This is a genomic window from Thermus thermophilus (genome assembly GCF_019974155.1).
Taxonomy (GTDB): Bacteria; Deinococcota; Deinococci; order Deinococcales; family Thermaceae; genus Thermus; species Thermus thermophilus_C.
Genome location: NZ_AP025158.1, coordinates 918,750 through 934,469 on the forward strand (window position 1 = coordinate 918,750; position 15,720 = coordinate 934,469).

General features: G+C 68.0%; 12 protein-coding genes, 4 pseudogenes and 1 CRISPR repeat array. Of the genes and pseudogenes, 15 read left to right on the plus strand and 1 reads right to left on the minus strand.

Annotated features, from left to right (window positions below; all coding sequences use genetic code 11):
• Positions 1-2: 2 nt before the first annotated feature.
• A complete protein-coding gene (locus TthTMY_RS11855; protein ID WP_267874004.1) occupies positions 3-2,249 on the minus strand; it encodes a CRISPR-associated endonuclease Cas3'' in 2,247 nt (748 codons plus the stop codon).
• Between the two features lie 43 nt (positions 2,250-2,292).
• Here TthTMY_RS11855 and cas6 point away from each other — a divergent pair, with 43 nt between their 5' ends.
• The 15 genes and pseudogenes from cas6 (at position 2,293) to TthTMY_RS05050 (ending at position 15,683) form a co-directional block, all read left to right on the plus strand.
• Entirely contained in the window at positions 2,293-3,021 is a 729-nt protein-coding gene (gene cas6 / locus TthTMY_RS04980; protein ID WP_096412881.1) for a CRISPR-associated endoribonuclease Cas6, read from the plus strand.
• The gene (locus TthTMY_RS04985; RefSeq protein WP_096410495.1) at positions 3,014-4,909 is read left to right on the plus strand and encodes a TM1802 family CRISPR-associated protein; all 1,896 of its coding nucleotides are present in this window, start codon (positions 3,014-3,016) and stop codon (positions 4,907-4,909) included. Before cas6 ends, TthTMY_RS04985 begins: the two co-directional genes overlap by 8 nt.
• Positions 4,890-5,855 (plus strand): type I-B CRISPR-associated protein Cas7/Csh2, encoded by a 966-nt coding sequence (gene cas7b, locus TthTMY_RS04990; protein ID WP_096410496.1) that lies wholly within the window; start codon positions 4,890-4,892, stop codon positions 5,853-5,855. Before TthTMY_RS04985 ends, cas7b begins: the two co-directional genes overlap by 20 nt.
• The gene (cas5, locus tag TthTMY_RS04995; protein WP_223903495.1) at positions 5,783-6,568 is read left to right on the plus strand and encodes a CRISPR-associated protein Cas5; all 786 of its coding nucleotides are present in this window, start codon (positions 5,783-5,785) and stop codon (positions 6,566-6,568) included. The genes cas7b and cas5 overlap by 73 nt, the downstream gene beginning before the upstream one ends.
• Positions 6,569-6,829 (plus strand): CRISPR-associated endonuclease Cas2, encoded by a 261-nt coding sequence (cas2, locus tag TthTMY_RS05000; protein WP_096410498.1) that lies wholly within the window; start codon positions 6,569-6,571, stop codon positions 6,827-6,829.
• A gap of 180 nt (positions 6,830-7,009) precedes the next feature.
• A CRISPR array of direct repeats spans positions 7,010-7,917; the repeat unit is 30 nt; unit sequence GTTTTGACCGTACCTATGAGGGTTTGAAAC.
• A 671-nt stretch (positions 7,918-8,588) separates the two neighbouring features.
• Positions 8,589-9,026, plus strand: a pseudogene (locus TthTMY_RS05005) (hypothetical protein).
• 61 nt (positions 9,027-9,087) lie between these two features.
• Positions 9,088-9,786: pseudogene (locus tag TthTMY_RS05010) on the plus strand (VOC family protein); the annotation flags it as partial.
• 63 nt (positions 9,787-9,849) lie between these two features.
• Positions 9,850-10,945 (plus strand): annotated as a pseudogene (locus tag TthTMY_RS05015) (IS4 family transposase).
• Positions 10,849-11,256: pseudogene (locus TthTMY_RS05020) on the plus strand (VOC family protein); the annotation flags it as partial. The pseudogenes TthTMY_RS05015 and TthTMY_RS05020, both read left to right, overlap by 97 nt.
• Before the next feature lie 3 nt (positions 11,257-11,259).
• Positions 11,260-11,922: a GntR family transcriptional regulator gene (locus TthTMY_RS05025; protein WP_096410499.1), complete on the plus strand. Its 663-nt coding sequence runs from the start codon at positions 11,260-11,262 to the stop codon at positions 11,920-11,922.
• The gene (locus TthTMY_RS05030; protein ID WP_223903496.1) at positions 11,919-12,830 is read left to right on the plus strand and encodes a DUF6282 family protein; all 912 of its coding nucleotides are present in this window, start codon (positions 11,919-11,921) and stop codon (positions 12,828-12,830) included. Before TthTMY_RS05025 ends, TthTMY_RS05030 begins: the two co-directional genes overlap by 4 nt.
• Positions 12,827-13,537: a PIG-L deacetylase family protein gene (locus tag TthTMY_RS05035; RefSeq protein WP_096410501.1), complete on the plus strand. Its 711-nt coding sequence runs from the start codon at positions 12,827-12,829 to the stop codon at positions 13,535-13,537. Before TthTMY_RS05030 ends, TthTMY_RS05035 begins: the two co-directional genes overlap by 4 nt.
• Positions 13,538-13,549: 12 nt before the next feature.
• Complete coding sequence (locus tag TthTMY_RS05040; protein ID WP_096410502.1) at positions 13,550-14,218, plus strand: 4-carboxy-4-hydroxy-2-oxoadipate aldolase/oxaloacetate decarboxylase; 669 nt, start codon at positions 13,550-13,552, stop codon at positions 14,216-14,218.
• Positions 14,211-14,510, plus strand: coding sequence for an NAD(P)-binding domain-containing protein (locus TthTMY_RS05045; RefSeq protein ID WP_223903497.1), 300 nt, complete (start codon positions 14,211-14,213; stop codon positions 14,508-14,510). Before TthTMY_RS05040 ends, TthTMY_RS05045 begins: the two co-directional genes overlap by 8 nt.
• Positions 14,511-14,552: 42 nt before the next feature.
• Positions 14,553-15,683 carry an IS4 family transposase gene (locus TthTMY_RS05050; RefSeq protein ID WP_223903498.1) on the plus strand — a complete coding sequence of 377 codons (1,131 nt, stop codon included), beginning with the start codon at positions 14,553-14,555 and terminating at the stop codon, positions 15,681-15,683.
• Positions 15,684-15,720 lie beyond the last annotated feature (37 nt).

A 15,720-nucleotide genomic window follows, 5' to 3' on the forward strand; every position in this document is an offset into this window, starting at 1 on the left:
CGTTATAGGAACTGGTCCATCTCCCACTTAAACCCCACCTCCTCGTCGTAGTAATCGGCCACGGCCTCCCGCGGCACGTGCCGCCAGTCCTCCCGGCCCAGGAGGGGCGGGGGGAGGTTCTTGAGGGCCCGCTGGAGGAGAGGGCTTACGGTGTAGGCCTGGAGCCTGGGGAGGAGGCGGCGGAGGGCCTTTCGCCTTTCCCCGGGGTCCCTGAGGCCCCAGGCCGCCTCCAGCTGCCGGAGGAGGTCCGTGGCCTCCTCATCCCACTCCACGAAGACGGGGAGGGTAGGGGCCCCTTCCAGGAGGCGGAGCCCCTCCAAGGCCTCGTAGTCCAGCCGGGCGAGCTCGGCGAGCCTCTGCCGACCCTCCTTCTGGCTGAGCCCCTCCTCCACCAGGCGGTAGTAGGCCTCGAGGAGGGCGTAGGCCTCGAGGTCCCACAGTCCTTCCGCCAGTCTTTCCCCAAGCACCGCCCGGGTTCTGTGGAGCAGGATCTTCCCGTAGACCCGCTCCCCCGTCCGGTCCTCCAGGTCCAAGACCCAAAGCCGCCCCTCCCCCAGGGCGTTTCGGTTCACCCGGCCCGCCACCTGGAGGAGGCTTTCCAGGGGGGCGAAGGCCCGGAAGCCCTCCCGGAAGTCCAGGTCCACCCCCGCCTCCACCACCTGGGTGGCCACCAGGGTCACGGGAAGCCCCTCCGCCAGGGCCTCCCGGATGGCCCTCAGGCGGGCCTTCCGGTGCTTGGGCAGGAGGTGGCTGGTGAGGAGGTGGAGGTGGGGAAGCCCCCCCTCCTTGAGGCTCCGGTAGAGCTCCATCGCCTCCCGCACCGTGTTCAGGACGACGAGGCGGCTCCTCGGGCCTTCCTTTAGGAGCCTTTCCGAAAGGTCCCGGAGCGTGCCCTCCTCCCCCCGGACGAGCCGCACCCGCCGGGGGTACTCCGGAAGCCTTGGGGCGATCTCCCTCCCCTCCACCAGGCGGGGCTGGGTGGCGCTCATGCTCACCACGGTGACCCGGCCCGGGAGGGCCCGGAGGAGGCCCCGCAGGAGGGGCCAAAGCTCCGCGGGTAGGGTCTGGACCTCGTCCAGGATCAGGATGGCCCCCTCGGCCAAGGCGTGGAGGCGCCGCAGGGGGCTTCCCGGCCCCACCAGGGCGGGGAAGACCTGGTGGAAGGTGGTCACCACCACCTCCCGGTCCCAGGTCTCCTGGAGGAGAAGGGCCTCTTCCACAGGGTCTTCCTCCCTCAGCCGGGAAAGGGCCAGGTGGTGATGGACGAGGAGGTGGTCTTCGGGGGAGAGGCCCGCCGCCTCCAGCACCCCTTGGGCCACCTCCGCCACCTGGTCGGCGATGGCGACGTAGGGGAGGGCGTAGACCACCTTGGGGAGGAGGCCGAGCTCCTCCCGCACCCGCTCCCTCAGCCCCAGGGCGAAGCGGAGGGCCGCCAGGGTCTTGCCCGCCCCCGTGGGGGCGGTGAGGGTGAGGTGGGCGGGGAAGAGGTCTTCCAGGGGGGCCTTCAGGGCCTCGGCCACGCCCCGGAGGAGGGCTTCCCGGTGGGGGGCGAGGGGGCCTTGGGCGGGGCGGCCCCTCAGGTAGGCCTCCACGGCCCCCGGGGGGATGGGGGCGGGGCTTGGGGGAGGGGTCCGGCCCGCCTGCCTCCGGTCGGCGTCCAGGAGGGCGGAGTAGAGGAGGGCCAGGTGGAAGTGGCGGGAGAGGTCTTCCCCCTCCTGGTTAAGGAGGGCGTCGGCCTCGAGGGCGAGGGCTTTGGCCACCTCCAGGGCCTCCCCTTCCAGGAAGGGGGTGGGGTCGGGAAGCCCCAGGGCCTGGACCAGCGCCCTGAAGTCCGGGCCCGCCAGGGCCTTAAGCTGCTCGGGAAGCCCCTTCCAGGCTCCCTCCCTGGGGAAACCCTCCCTCAGGAGCTTGAGGGGAAGCTTGTTCCAGGGGGTGGGCAGGCTGCCGTGGTGCCCCAGGATGGCCAGAAAGAAGGAGAGGGGCTCCTTAAGCCCCTCCTTTTGCGCCACCCAGGCGGCGAAGAGGGCCCCGGGGAGGGCGTGCCAGGTGAGGGGGTCCCCCCTCGGCCTTTTTCCCCGGAGCATCTCCTGGAAATAGGGGGTGGCCTTGCCCAGGTCGTGGCAGAGGCCGAGAACCCGTCCCTCGGGGCCGAGCCCCAGGGGGGCGAGGAAGCCTTCCGCCAGGGAGGCCACGCCCTGGAGGTGGTCCAGGAGGGGCTCCTCGGGATCGGTGCGGGCGAGGAGGGCCATGGTCCTTGGGCTAAGGATAGGGAAGTGCTACAATTCAGACAAGATGGCTTCCCTTTCCGGCGGGCGGATCCGGCTTCGCCTCTACGCCGAGGGGCGCCTTCCCGTGACCTACAGGGAAGGGCTCCAGGCCGCCCTTTACGGCGTCCTCCCCTCCCCCCTGGGCCAGCGGCTCCACGACGAGGGGCTTCTGGGGGGGAGGAGGCCCCTGAAGCTCTTCGTCTTCAGCCGGCTCCTCGGGCTCACCTACCTGAAGGAGGAGAAGGCCTTTTTGGCCCAGGGGGAGCTCACCCTCTACTTCGCCTCGGCCCTGGCCGAGGTGGTGGGGGCCCTGGGCCAGGGGGTGTGGCGGCGGGGGGGCCTCGAGGTCCACGGCCTCTTCCTCCGCCTCGTGGAGATGGGCCTGGAGCCCCTCCCCGTGGGGGAGCGCCTGGTGGTGGAGGCCCTGGCCCCCATCGCCGCCTACCGCACCGAGGGGGGGAAGACCCTCTACTTCAACCCCCTCAACCGGGAGTTCCCCCTCCTCCTGGAGGCGAACCTCAACCGCAAGGCGGAGGCCCTGGGCCTTCCCCGGGGAAGCCTCGAGGTCGTCCCCCTGGGCTTCCACCCCCGCCAGAAGCGCCTGGAGCGGTACAAGGGCACCTGGGTGGAGGGGTGGATGGGCCGCTACCGCCTTGCGGGGCCCCCCCACCTGCTGCGCCTCGCCCTCCTCAGCGGGCTTGGGGCCAAGAACAGCCAGGGCTTCGGCTTCGTGCGGGAGGTGGAGGGTGCTTAGGGAGCTGATCCGCATGGGCCGGGAGGTGGCCGGGGAGGGGGATGTCCTCGAGGACCTGGTCCAGGAGGCCTCGGGGACCCTTTACCTCCTGGACCTCCATCCCGAGGCGCGGCGGGCCAGTCTGGTGCCCTACGAGCTGGACGGGGAGAAGTGCCGCCGCTTCCTCTGGGTGGGGGACCCTCCGGCCGCCAACGCCCCCCGGGACCGGGCCACCACGAGCCGCCTCCACTACCTCCTGGGCCAGGTGGCCACGAAGATGGCGGAGGATGAGGGGCTTTACCCCCTGCTGAAGGACCTCCTCTGGGACCCGGGCAAGCCCGGAGGAAAGGTCCGCCACCTGCTGGACCTTCGGGACTTCCGCCTGGAGGAGGCCAGGGAGGCGGAGGAGGGGCCCTTCCGGGTGGTGGGGGGGAGGCTTCAGGTGGCCCAGGACCCCTGGCCCCTTTTGGAGGAAAAGAAGCGGCACGCCGGCGGCCTGGCGGAGGCCCTTGGGGCCTTTCTGGAAAGGGTCTGGGGCCTACCCAGGAAGGGCGCCCTCTTTAGCCTGGCCCTCCGGGGCAGGCCCCTGGCCGAGGCCCCGGAGTACCGGGCCTACCTCAGGCGGATCCTTCTGGAGGAACGCTTCGCCCGGGCCGAGAAAGGGCTCTGCCACGGGTGTGGGCGGGTGGACAGGGTGGTGGCGGACTCCAGCGCCTTCCGTTTGAAGTTTTTCATCCAGGACAAGAAGGGCTTCGCCCCCGGGGTCAGGGGGGAGGCCTTCCCTCGGGCCTACGCCCTCTGCCGGGAGTGCTTCACCGCCTTGAAGGTGGGGGAGCGCCTGGCCCTGGAGCGCCTCACCCTGCGCTTCCTGGGGACCGAGGCCCTGGTCCTGCCCGGGGCCGACCCCGAGCCCGGGGGCCTCGCCCGCCTGGTGGAGCGGGTCCTGGCCCAGGTGCGGGGCCTGGAGCGCCTCGAGGCCTGGCGGGAGTTCCTGGAGCGGGCCCGGCTTCGCTGGGAGGGGGTGGGGTACCTCGGCTTCTCCCTCCTCTTCTTCCGCCGCGCCCAGGCGGCCACCAAGGTGGAGGAGGTGGTCCTAGAGGTCCCCCCTTCCCGGGTGGAGGGGCTTTTCCGGGCCCTTGAGGAGGCCCAGGGACGGGGCTTCCCGGTGAGGGGGCTTGGGGACTGGCTCCGTCTCCTGCCCCTCTCCCGGGGGAGGGGCGGGGTGGACGCTGGGCCCGCCCTTCCTTGGCTTTCCCGCATCCTCCTGGGCCTCCCCTTGGACCCCAAGGCCCTCCTGCCCCTCTGGCTTCGGGCCGCGGAGCGGGCCTACCGGGAGGACGCCACCTTTTACGCCCTCCAGGGTTTCAGGGGCCCCCAGGGGGCCCTGGACCTCGCCCTTCTGGGGGCGGGCTGGATCTGGGTCCTCAGGCGGCTTGGGCTTTGGGGAGGAAGCATGGAGAGGGAAGTGAGGAGCGCGTTTCCTTTGGGCGAGGAAGAGGAGGTCTTCCGGGCCTACGGCTTCGGCCCCCTCGAGGCGGGGCTCTACCTCCTGGGCAAGGCCATGGAGGCGGTGGGCCAGGCCCAGGCGCGGCTTTACGAGTACCGCAAGGAGCCCCTCCTGGAGGCCTTGGGCTGGCAGGGGATGAGCCTCGTGCGGGTGCGCCACCTGGTCCCCGAGGTGATGGCCAGGGCCGTCCACTACCTGGACGGGGAGGGGCGCACCCAGGTCCTGGACCTCCTGGGCCGGGCCACGGACCTCCTGGAACGGGCGGAGGGGGGGCTTTCCGAACGGGAGGTCCCCTACTACATCCTCATGGGCTACGCCCAGGCGCGAAGCCGGAGGCTTCGGCAGGGTAGGAAGGCGGAGCAAGACCAAGAAGGGGTGGAGCATGACCGAGAAGGTGCCTAACGCCGAGATCCTTTTCCTCTACGAGGCCAAGGACACCAACCCCAACGGGGACCCCGACGCGGAGAACCGCCCCCGGATGGACTACGTGGGGCGGCGGCTCCTTGTGAGCGACGTGCGCCTCAAGCGCTACGTGCGGGACTACCTCCTCCTTCGGGGGGAGGACGTCTGGGTGCGGACCCGGGAGGACGGAAGCCGCACCGACGCCGACGGCAGGCTCCAGGAGCTCATGAACCTCTACGCCAAGGAGACGGGCAGGGAAGCGGGGGCCAAGAAGGACCTGGACCCGGACTTCCTCAAGTGGTACCTGCGCCGCCTCCGGGACGTCCGCCTTTTCGGGGCGGTCCTCCCCATCAAGGGGGAGGGGGAGGCCAAGGGGGGAACGGGGCAGTTCGTGGGCCCCGTGCAGTTTGACTGGGGCTACTCCCTCCATCCCGTGGAGGTCTACACCGCCACCCTCTCCAGCCACTTCGCCGGGAGGACGGAGGGGGGGAAGGGGGAGCACGGCACCTTCGGCAAGGACCACCGGGTGCCCTACGCCCTCATCGCCTTCTGGGGCCGGGTGTCCCGGGCCCGGGCGGAGAAGGTGGGGCTTTCCCCGGAGGACCTCGAGGTCCTGGAGAAGGGCCTTCTGGAGGGGCTTTTGCAGGGGGCCACCACGCGGAGCAAGGTGGGCCAGACCCCGAGGCTCTACCTGCGGGTGGACTGGGTGGAGGGCTTCCGGCCCCTGGGGGACCCCAGGGACGGCCTCGCCCTCCGCCCCGCGGAAGGGAAGGCGCCGGAGGCCATCCGCAGCGTGGCCGACTACACCCTGGACGCCCGCGCCCTCGCCCGGGGGCTCGCCCGGTACAGGGAGGCCGTGGCGCGGGTGCGCCTTTGGGTCCACCCGGACCTGCGGGTGGAGGGGCTTTCCCTGGAGGGGTTCCCGTTGGAGGAGGTGCGCTTCTGAGGGCCCTGCGGTTCGTCCTCAAGGGGAAGCGGGCCCACTTCCGCCGCTTCTACACCAACTCCTCGGCCCTCACCTATCCCGTGCCGCCCCCTTCCGCCCTCCAGGGGCTCCTGGGGGCCGCCTTGGGCCTGGGGCCGGAGTACCCGAAGGCCCTCTCCGGCCTCTACCTCTCCGTCCGTCCCCTTGGGGCGCAACGGCACCTCTTCCAGACGGTCAACTACCTCTTCATCAAGGAGGCCAGGCTGGAGGAGCTCCGGGGGCTTTCCGGGGAGGGGCGCACCCAGATCCCCCTCCAGTTCCTGGTGGGGGAGGGGGGGAGGCCCGTGGCCTTTGAGGTCTGGGTGGCCTCGGAGGACGCCCACCTCCTGCAGCGCCTGGCGGGGGCCCTCGAGGCCCCCGCCTACCCCCTCTCCCTGGGGAGCGCCTTCGCCCTCGCCTGGGCCGAGGAGGTGGGGCTTTTCCCGGGGGAGGTGGTGCGGGGCTGGGAGGGCGAGGGGCTGGGCTGGTGGGAGGCGGCCCGGCTCCGCCTAAAGAGCCCGCCCCCAGGGACCCAGGTCTACAGGGACCGCTTTCCCGTCCTCCTCGGCCCGGGGCGGGTGCCAAGGCGGGTGGAAGAGCTAGCCCTGGAAGCCCGGGGCGCCCCTTTGTCCGTGGTCTACGAGGGCGAGGTCCTCCACGTGGAGGGGAGCGTCTGGGGGGTGGTGCGGGTCTAGATGTACGTGGTCATGGTCTACGACGTGGCGGTGGAGCGGGTGGCGAAGGTGCTCCAGGTGGGGCGGCGCTACCTCACCTGGGTACAGAACTCGGTGCTGGAGGGGGAGCTTTCTCCGGCCCAGTTTGCTCGGCTCAAGGCGGAGGTGAGGAAGGTGATTGAGCCCACGGACGCGGTGCGCTTTTACGTCCTGCCGGGCCCGGGGGCCCTGAGGATAGAGGTTTTGGGCACCTCCAAGAACGAGCCGGGCCAGATCGTTTGACCAAGTCCAAGTTGGCGCCAACCCCCGATCCCCCCCAAAACCCGGGGGGGTTGACGCACACCCCCCGACCTGCTACATTGACCCTAGGCGGCTGGGTTTTCCCCATCTCGGCCGCAGAGGTTCTTGAAAACGGAGATTAAAGCTCTATGAGAGCCTGGCGTGCAGGACGAGGCTTTGGCTGTTTTGACCGTACCTATGAGGGTTTGAAACTGATGCGGCGTTTCGCGGTGCTTCTCCTCGGTTCCCTAGTTTTGACCGTACCTATGAGGGTTTGAAACATAACTGCCATGCGGATTGACCTGGAACGAACTCGCTCGTTTTGACCGTACCTATGAGGGTTTGAAACCTACGTGGGTACTGGGGGGGCATCCTCTAGCGAGGCCCGGTTTTGACCGTACCTATGAGGGTTTGAAACACGCCTATCTCACCGAGGATCCTTTCGTGGTCGCCAAGTTTTGACCGTACCTATGAGGGTTTGAAACGATCTACGACCCCCACTGGGCCTGGGCGTGGCCCCGGGTTTTGACCGTACCTATGAGGGTTTGAAACCCTGCGCTTCGCCACCGGAGACCGCCTGCGGCTGGACGGGTTTTGACCGTACCTATGAGGGTTTGAAACCGTTTGCCGTGCCTGTGTTGTATTGACCTACCTCTAGGTTTTGACCGTACCTATGAGGGTTTGAAACCTCGTAGAGGAGCGTGATGGTCCGGAGCTTTTCCACGGTTTTGACCGTACCTATGAGGGTTTGAAACAGGACAACCAGCGAGCGCTCCTCCACCTGACCAGGGGTTTTGACCGTACCTATGAGGGTTTGAAACTCAGTGTGCCCGGGGTGGACCCCGCGAATGGGATCGTTTTGACCGTACCTATGAGGGTTTGAAACCTTGCCCGTGTGGTTTCCCGAAGACACAGGGGCCCTGGTTTTGACCGTACCTATGAGGGTTTGAAACTACTCACCGAACTCTCTGGGCCCTGGCCGGATCACTCAGGTTTTGACCGTACCTATGAGGGTTTGAAACCCTGGCCCCTTTCACCCGTCAATATGACGGGACCAGTTGTTTTGACCGTACCTATGAGGGTTTGAAACAGGTGGTCCACGAGCCCCCGGTCCACCAACACGGGAAGTTTTGACCGTACCTATGAGAGCTCCCCGACCTCGCCCTCATGCGAGGGGAAGACACGGGTTTTGACCGTACCTATGAGGGTTTGAAACCCGAGCTTTTCCAGGGTCATGCCTCACCTCCGAGGAGTTTTGACCGTACCTATGAGGGTTTGAAACCCCCGATGGACGCCCCCACCTGCACCGGGTCCCCCACGTTTTGACCGTACCTATGAGGGTTTGAAACGCGATCTCCCGGGCCACGCGCTGGAGCATGTCCTCTACCCGTTTTGACCGTACCTAGGGCTTGCCTTGCAAAGGTCGGGAGGACGGGTGTATATCTCCCTCCTGATGGACAAGCGAGGCTTTGTTCGCCGGGAGGCAAGCCCCAAGGAGGTCCTGGAACACTGCCTGCGCCTGGCCCGGGAGGTGGCCCTCCCACCCCCAAAGGCAAGCGGGGCCGCCCCTGGCGCTACGACCACGCCCGCAAGGTGTTCCCCTGACGGGGAAGCAGCTACCTGGCCCTCCTTCTCTTCCGCGCCTTCTTCCGCCTCACCTACCGCAAGACGGAAGCCCTCCTCCAGGACCTCATGGAAGGCCCCTTCCCTTCCCACCAGTCCCTGGCCCGCTACGCCGTGCACCACCTGGACCCCAAACTCCTTGAGGCCCTCCTGGAGAGGCTTGCCCGGGAACTGGAGGCCCATCTCGCCCCGGAGTCCTCGCCGGAAGGCGAAGCGGCTTCGGACGAGGCGCCGGCACACCTGGCGGCGCTTTCCCCCTCTCTACCTCATGGACACCACGGGGCTGGCCTACCGGAGCAAGGGCCGGCTTCTCCGCTTCCGCCGGGGGAAGGAGGTGCGGCGGGTGCGGGGGCACGCGCGGCTTCTGGCGCTGATGGGGTGGGATAGGGGGAGGCGGGGGTGCGGCCGGTGATCCGGCTTTGGGGCGGGGATGAAGACGCGGCTGGGTGGGGGGTACCTTTTGGAGCGGAAGCCTTGGACGGCGATGCTCCGGGCCTTTTTGGAGCTCATCGCCTACGGCCTTAGGGTTCTTCTCTCCCTCCTCCCGCCCCCTCCGGGGTACAAGGCGGTTTACTAGGCAAGCCCACAGATTGTTGACAAAATCGTTGACTTCTTCTACCCTGAGAGCAGGAGGTGTTATGGAAGCGCCCAGTGAACTCTGGGAGGCCGTAGGGCGCTGGCCCTACGGGGATTTGGCCCACCTGGCTCATGTAGAGTTGATCACCCCGAGGCTAGAGGAATCCCTCCGCTTCTTCACCGAGGTGATGGGGATGTCCATCAGCGGCCAGGAGGGGGACTCCTTTTACCTGCGGGCCTGGGACGATTACGAGTTTCATACCCTCAAGCTCACAGGGGGGAGGAAGCCTGCTTTGGGACATGTTGCGTTTCGGGCAAAGGACGCCGCGGCGCTTGCGAGGCGGGTGAAAGCCCTCGAGGCCTCCGGCCTGGGAGAGGGATGGACGGAGGGAGATCTGGGCCACGGGCCCGCCTACCGGTTCCGCACCCCCGACGGCCACCTGATGGAGATTTATTACGAAACGGTTTGGTACAGGCCCACGGAGGAGACAAGGCCGGCTTTGAAAAACCAGGCTTCGCGCTTCCCGGCTCGGGGGGCCAACCTCCGGCGCTTGGACCACATCAACCTCCTGGCCTCGGACGTGACCGCCGTGCGGATTTTCATGGAGCGGTACCTGGGGATGAAGCTGACGGAGCAGATCGTCTTCAGCGACGGCAGCGAGCAAGGAGCCTGGCTGACGTGCAACAACAAGACCTACGACGTGGCCATCACCAAGGACCATCTCGGGGCCCGGGGGAGGCTTCACCACTTTACCTACGCTGAGCTCTCATCACTTTGAGGGCTGGGGCTTGACAAGGGAAGAGAAGAGGGGGGTAAGTAAGGTGTGCCGCCCACCACCCCCCTTTCCCAAGTTATCACCCTCTGGGTCCATAAGGTCTTCGCCTCCCTCAGGAAAACCATCCGCTCCAACCTCGCCCTCTTCCTGTCCACCCTCCTCACTACCCCCCTGGACCCCACCCTCTCCGACCTCGCCCGCAGAACCCCCCTCCCCACCCTGGCCCAAAGCCGCCTCAATCGCCTCTGGCGCTTCCTCCATCACCCCACCCTGCAAGACCCCTGGGCCCTCACCGAAGCCCTCCTCCCCCTCCTCGTCCCTCGTTTCCCCAAAGACCGCCCCCTCCCCCTCATCGTGGACTGGACCTTCACAGAGGACGGTAGGCACCAAGCCCTGGTGGCCGCCCTTCCCCTCAAGGGAAGGGCCCTGGTGGTGGCCTTCGCTCTTCACCCCCTCTCCCCTTTCCCCAGTCAAAACCGGGTGGAGGAGGAGTTCCTCCACCGCCTGGGCCGCGCCGTCCAGGACCTGGGATATACCCCCTCTTCCTCCTGGACCGCGGCTTTGACCGGGTCTCCCTGATGCGAAAGCTCCAGGGGTGGGGCATGGGCTTCCTCATCCGCCTGCGGCAGAACCGGGAGGTGGAACCCCAAGGGGGAAGCGCCTTCCCCTGAAGGAGGGCTACCGGCGTGTGGTCCACCCCCTGCGGGAGGAGGTCCGCCTTTTCGGACACGGTGGGGAGGGGGTAGAAGTCACCCTCCTGGTGTACCCAGGGGGTCGGGATCCCTGGTATCTGGCCTATTCGGGCCCTTTTGGGGGGGAGCCGCCCTATGGGTGGCGGATGTGGATTGAAGAGGGGTTTAGGGACCTGAAGGGGCAGGGGTTTGGGCTGGACCGCCATCGGCTGCGGACGGGGGCGAGCCTCAGGGGGTGGTTATGGCTTCTGGCCTTGGGGATGGCGCTCTTGGTCCTTCTGGGGGCGCGCTTGCAGGGCAGGGAATGGCTTCCCCGGCTTCTGGCCCATCCCGAGCGGCAAAGCCTCTTCCGTCTGGGCCGGATCGCCCTGGCCCAGGGGCCCCCGCCTTGGAGGGAAGCAGTGGTGGAGGAGCTGGTCAGGTTGCTTCAGGAACTGGGGGGAGGAAAGTGATGAGAGCTCAGTTTACCTACGCCGTGGACAGCCGGGAAGAGGTGTTGCGGGCTGCGGACATCTGCCTCGAGCACGGGGTGTTCATTGAGACCGGGCCTCATAAGCACGCCATCCAGCAGACCTTTTTCCTCTACGTGTACGAGCCGGGAGGGTGCCGCTTTGAGGTCGCCTCTCCCGGGGCCAGGCTCCTCCTTGCCCCCGACTGGAAGCCCATCGTGTGGAACGAGGAGGAGCGTAAGAAGGGCCAGGCCTGGGGCCTGAAGACCGTGGAAAGCTTCCATACCTACGGGGTACCCCCTGTGGAGGAGTGAGCGATGGCCGTGGTCCCGGAAGGCAAGGTAACGGAGGGGCAGAGCGCTTACCAGCGGCTTCGCTCGGCGATTTTGGAGGGGGAGCTCCTTCCAGGGCAGCGCCTGGTGGAAAAGGACCTCGCCGAGCGCTTCGGCCTCGGTAGGGCGGCCATCCGCACCGCCTTGGCCCGCCTCGAGCAGGAAGGGCTGGTGGAAAGTGCGCCTTACCGAGGAGCTTGGGTCCGGATCCTCTCCGAAGAGGAAGCCCTGGAGGTTTTGGAGGCACGGATGGCCTTAGAATCCTTGGCCGCACGCCATGCCGCCCGGAAGGCCACCCCCGAGGACATCGCCCGGCTTCAGGGCATTCTGAGGGAGATGGAGGAGCATTACGCCCGGGGGGACCTCCTGGCCATGTCGGAGCTCAACGCCCTCTTCCACCGTACCCTCGTGGAGGCTTCCCGTCACCGAACGGCGGCCCGCCTCATCGAAGCCCTTCGGGCCCAGGGGGTGCGCCACCAGTACCGCACCATCCTGGTCCCGGGTCGTTCCCAGCGCTCCCTCGAGGAGCACCGGCGGATCCTCGAGGCGGTGTCCGCCCGGGACGAAGAGGCCGCGGAGCGGGCCATGCGGGAGCACCTTCAAGGGGTGATGGCGGCCTTGCGCCAGGCCAAAGGGGGTCCTGCGTGAGCTTCCGGGAACGCGCCCTCGCCCTCCTTCAGGGGGGGTGGGACCTCCACGTGCACGTGGAGCCCGACCTCTTGCCCAGGAAGACCGATGACCTCACCCTGGCCCGGCGCTTCCGGGAGATGGGCCTAAAGGGCTTCCTCCTAAAGTCCCACTACGCTCCGACGGCGGAGCGGGCCCAGGTGGTGCGCAAGGCGGTGCCCGGGGTGGAGGTTCTGGGGGCCGTGGTGCTCAACCACGGGGTGGGAGGGCTGAACCCTTTGGCGGTGGAGGTGGCCGCCCGGGCCGGAGCGCGTTTCGTCTGGTTCCCCACGGTGGATGCGGCCAACGAGGCCAGGCACCTGGAGAAGCTTCCTCCTGAGAAAAGGCCCCAGTGGGCGGGCCTCATGGAAGCCCTCCGGAAGGAGGGTACCGTTCCCGAGCCCATTGCTCTCCTGGACGCCTCAGGGAGGCTTCGCCCCGAGGCCCGGGCGGTGCTGAAGGTGGCGGCCCGGCACGGGATGGTGGTGGCCACGGGCCACCTCTCCCGGGAGGAGGTGTTCCGCGTGGTGGAGGCGGCCCTGGAGGAGGGCGTGTCCCAGGTGGTGGTGACCCATCCCGACTACCCCACCCAGGCCCTCTCCCTGGAAGACCAGCGCCTTTTGGCCCGGTGGGGGGCTTATCTGGAGCGGTGTTTCGCCCCTTCCCACACGGGGAAGGTGCCTTGGGAGGCCTTGTTCCGGGCTATCCGGGCCACCCCCTTGGAGCGGAACTTCGTCTCCACGGACCTGGGGCAACCCCAAAACCCCCCGGTGGAGGAGGGCCTGGTCCTGATGGCCGAGCGCCTCCTGGAGGCGGGGTTTGACGAGGCGGAGGTGCGGCATATGGCGGTCACCGTGCCGGAGAAGCTGGCCTTGGGAGGGGAAAGGTGAAGCGCCTTTTGGTGGTGAGCGCCCACGCCGCGGACTTCGTGTGGCGGGCGGGTGGGGCCATCGCCCTCGCCGTGGCCCAGGGGGGCGAGGCCTTGGTGGTGGCCCTGAGCTACGGGGAGAGGGGGGAGTCGGGGGAGCTTTGGAAGGAGCCCGGGCAGACCTTGGAGCGGGTCAAGGCCATCCGGGAGGCCGAGGCGAGACGGGCCGCCGAGGTTTTGGGGGCCGGGTTCGTGGGCCTGGACCTCGGGGACTACCCCTTGAGGGTGGGCGAGGAAGCCCTTTGGCGGCTCGTGGACATCTTGGTCAACTTTGCCCCTGATGTCCTCATCACCCACACCCCCAAGGATCCTTTCAACCCCGACCACCCGGTGGCCTACGAGGCCACGGAGAAGGCGCGCCAGCTGGCCTCGGGGGCGGGGGTGGCGAGCGCTTTCCGGACCATCCGGCCTCCCGAGTTTTGGCTTTTTGAGCCCCATCAGCCCGAGCTGTGCGGCTTTGTGCCCAACCTCTTTCTGGACATCACCCCGGCGTGGGAGAAGAAGCGGGCGGCCATGGAGGTCTTCGCCTCCCAGGCGTACCTCGTCCGCTACTACAGCGAGCGGGCCGAGCACAGGGCCAACCACGCGCGGCGGATCTCCGGCTTTAAGGACATCGAACGCGCCGAAGCCTTTCAGCGGGTCCTGCCCCAGGTGCTCCGGGCCCTTTGAGGAGGGGAGGGCATGCTTTCCCAGGAGGAGATCCAGGAGCTTGCGGCCCTGGGGACCGCCACGGTGTACGAGGCCTCGGGGCGGAAGGGTCTCGTGGAGGCGGGCTTTGTGCGCCTACCCGAGGGCAGCCGGGCCGCTGGCCCCGCCTTTCCCGTGCTCTGCGCCCAAGGGGATAACCTGGGGGTCCATGCGGCCATGGCGGCCGTGCGCCCGGGAGAGGTGCTGGTCCTGGCCATGCCGGAACCCGAGCCTGTGGCCCTTGTGGGGGAACTCCTCGCCACCCAGGCCAAGGCCAGGGGGGTGGCCGCCCTCCTTGTGGACGGGGCGGTGCGGGACGCGGACGGGCTCAGGCTCCTCGGGCTCCCCATCTGGGCGCGGTTTGTGAGCCCAAGGGGGGCCCGGCGGGAGAGGGTGCTGGGCCTGGGTACCCCGGTATGGGTGGGAGGGGTGGAGGTGCGCCTAGGAGACTATGTGGTGTTGGATGGGGACGGGGTCGTGGTCCTCCCGAGGGAGCGGGCCCGGGAGGTGTTGCAGCGCGCCCGGGAGCGGGCGGAGCGGGAGGCGGCTTTGAGGGCACGCTTCGCCCGGGGGGAGCTTTCCGTGGACGTCTATGGGTTGCGCCAGAACCTGAGGGAGGCCTTGGCGGAGGCAGAGCGGCTTCGGGGAGGAGAGGATGGCTAGGCTACGGGTGGCCGTCTTGGGGCTGGGGGAAGCGGGATCGGCCATCGCCCAAGACCTCCTCCTGGCCGGGGCCGAGGTGGTGGGCTTTGACCCTGTTCCGGAAAAGACCGTTCCCGGCCTTTTGCGGGCTCAAAGCGAGGCCGAGGCGGCGGAGGGCGCCTCGCTAGTCCTCTCGGTGAACTGGGCCCGGGTGGCCCGGGAGGTGGCGGAGAAGGTGGCCCCGGTTTTGCGGCCCGGGCAGGTTTATGCGGACCTGCTCAGTACACGTCAAAACTGGGGACCACCCCTTTAGGATGGACCTGCGTCCACGTGGATGGGCAGGTATCCATAGGAGGTGGTCCCCGTGGAACAGCTTACCCCACTCATCAACGCCTTGAAGCGATACTGGAAGGCCGACCTCAGGCGCCTCACCTTCCTGGCCGCCCTGGTGATGGCTCTGGTCACCGCCCGCACCACAAGCGGCCCCAGACTCGCTCTTCCCCTCGGCTCCATAGCCAGCCCTGACCCCCGCTCCGCCTACCGAAGGTTACAGCGGTTCTTGGCCTGGCCGGGGCTGGACGGGGAGGGCTATGCCCGCTTCGTCCGCAAGGTGTTTCCGCCTCTGGCGGAAAGCATCACCTTCCTCCAACCCCAAGGGCTCCTCCTGGTCATGGACCGGACCGAATGGGAGCTGGGGAAGAGCAAGGTCAACCTCCTGATGCTGGCCTTCCTGTACCAAGGCCTGGCCGTCCCCCTGTTCTGGAACTTCCTCCCCCACGACGGCAACTCCTCCACCCCCGAACGCATCGCCCTGACGGAGAGGGCCTTGGCTTTCCTGAGGGCCCACTTCCCCCACCTCCGGGTGGAGGGGTTCCTGGCGGATCGGGAGTTCATAGGGGAGGCGTGGTTCCGGTACCTGGAGGAGAAGGGCATCCCCCGGTGCATCCGAATCAAGGCCAACACCCGGATGTGGCGGTTGGGCTCGGGCCCTCGGGCCTGGGAGCTCTTTGCCTTCCTGAAGGTGGGAGAGAGCCGGGCGCCCAGGCGGCGGTGCTGGGTCTACGGGCGGCGCATGTGGGTGGTGGGGTTGCGCCTTGGGGTCCGGGAGTGGCTGATTGTGGCTACGGACCTGGACCTTCACCGGGTGCTGGAGGTGTACGGGCTCAGGTGGGGGATAGAGCGGCTCTTTGGGGCCCTGAAGGGGCGGGGATTTGACCTGGAGGCCACGCACGTGACGCGGGGGGAGAGGCTTTCGCGGCTTTTGGTCCCCTTGAGCCTGGCCTTCGTGTGGGCGTTTCGGACGGGGCTTGTGCTGCACCGGGTGCGTCCGGCGAGGCCCAAGAAGCACGGGAGGCTGGGGCAGAGCCTCTTCCGGGCGGGGCTGGACCTGCTCACCCTTTGGGCGCTTGCCCTCTGGGGTGCAGGGGGAGGAAGGCGCGGAAGTCCCTTGGGGTTATGCCCTATGGAGGTTTTGACGTGTACATAAGTCCAATCAAAGCCTTTCTTGGGGTCGCCACCACGGG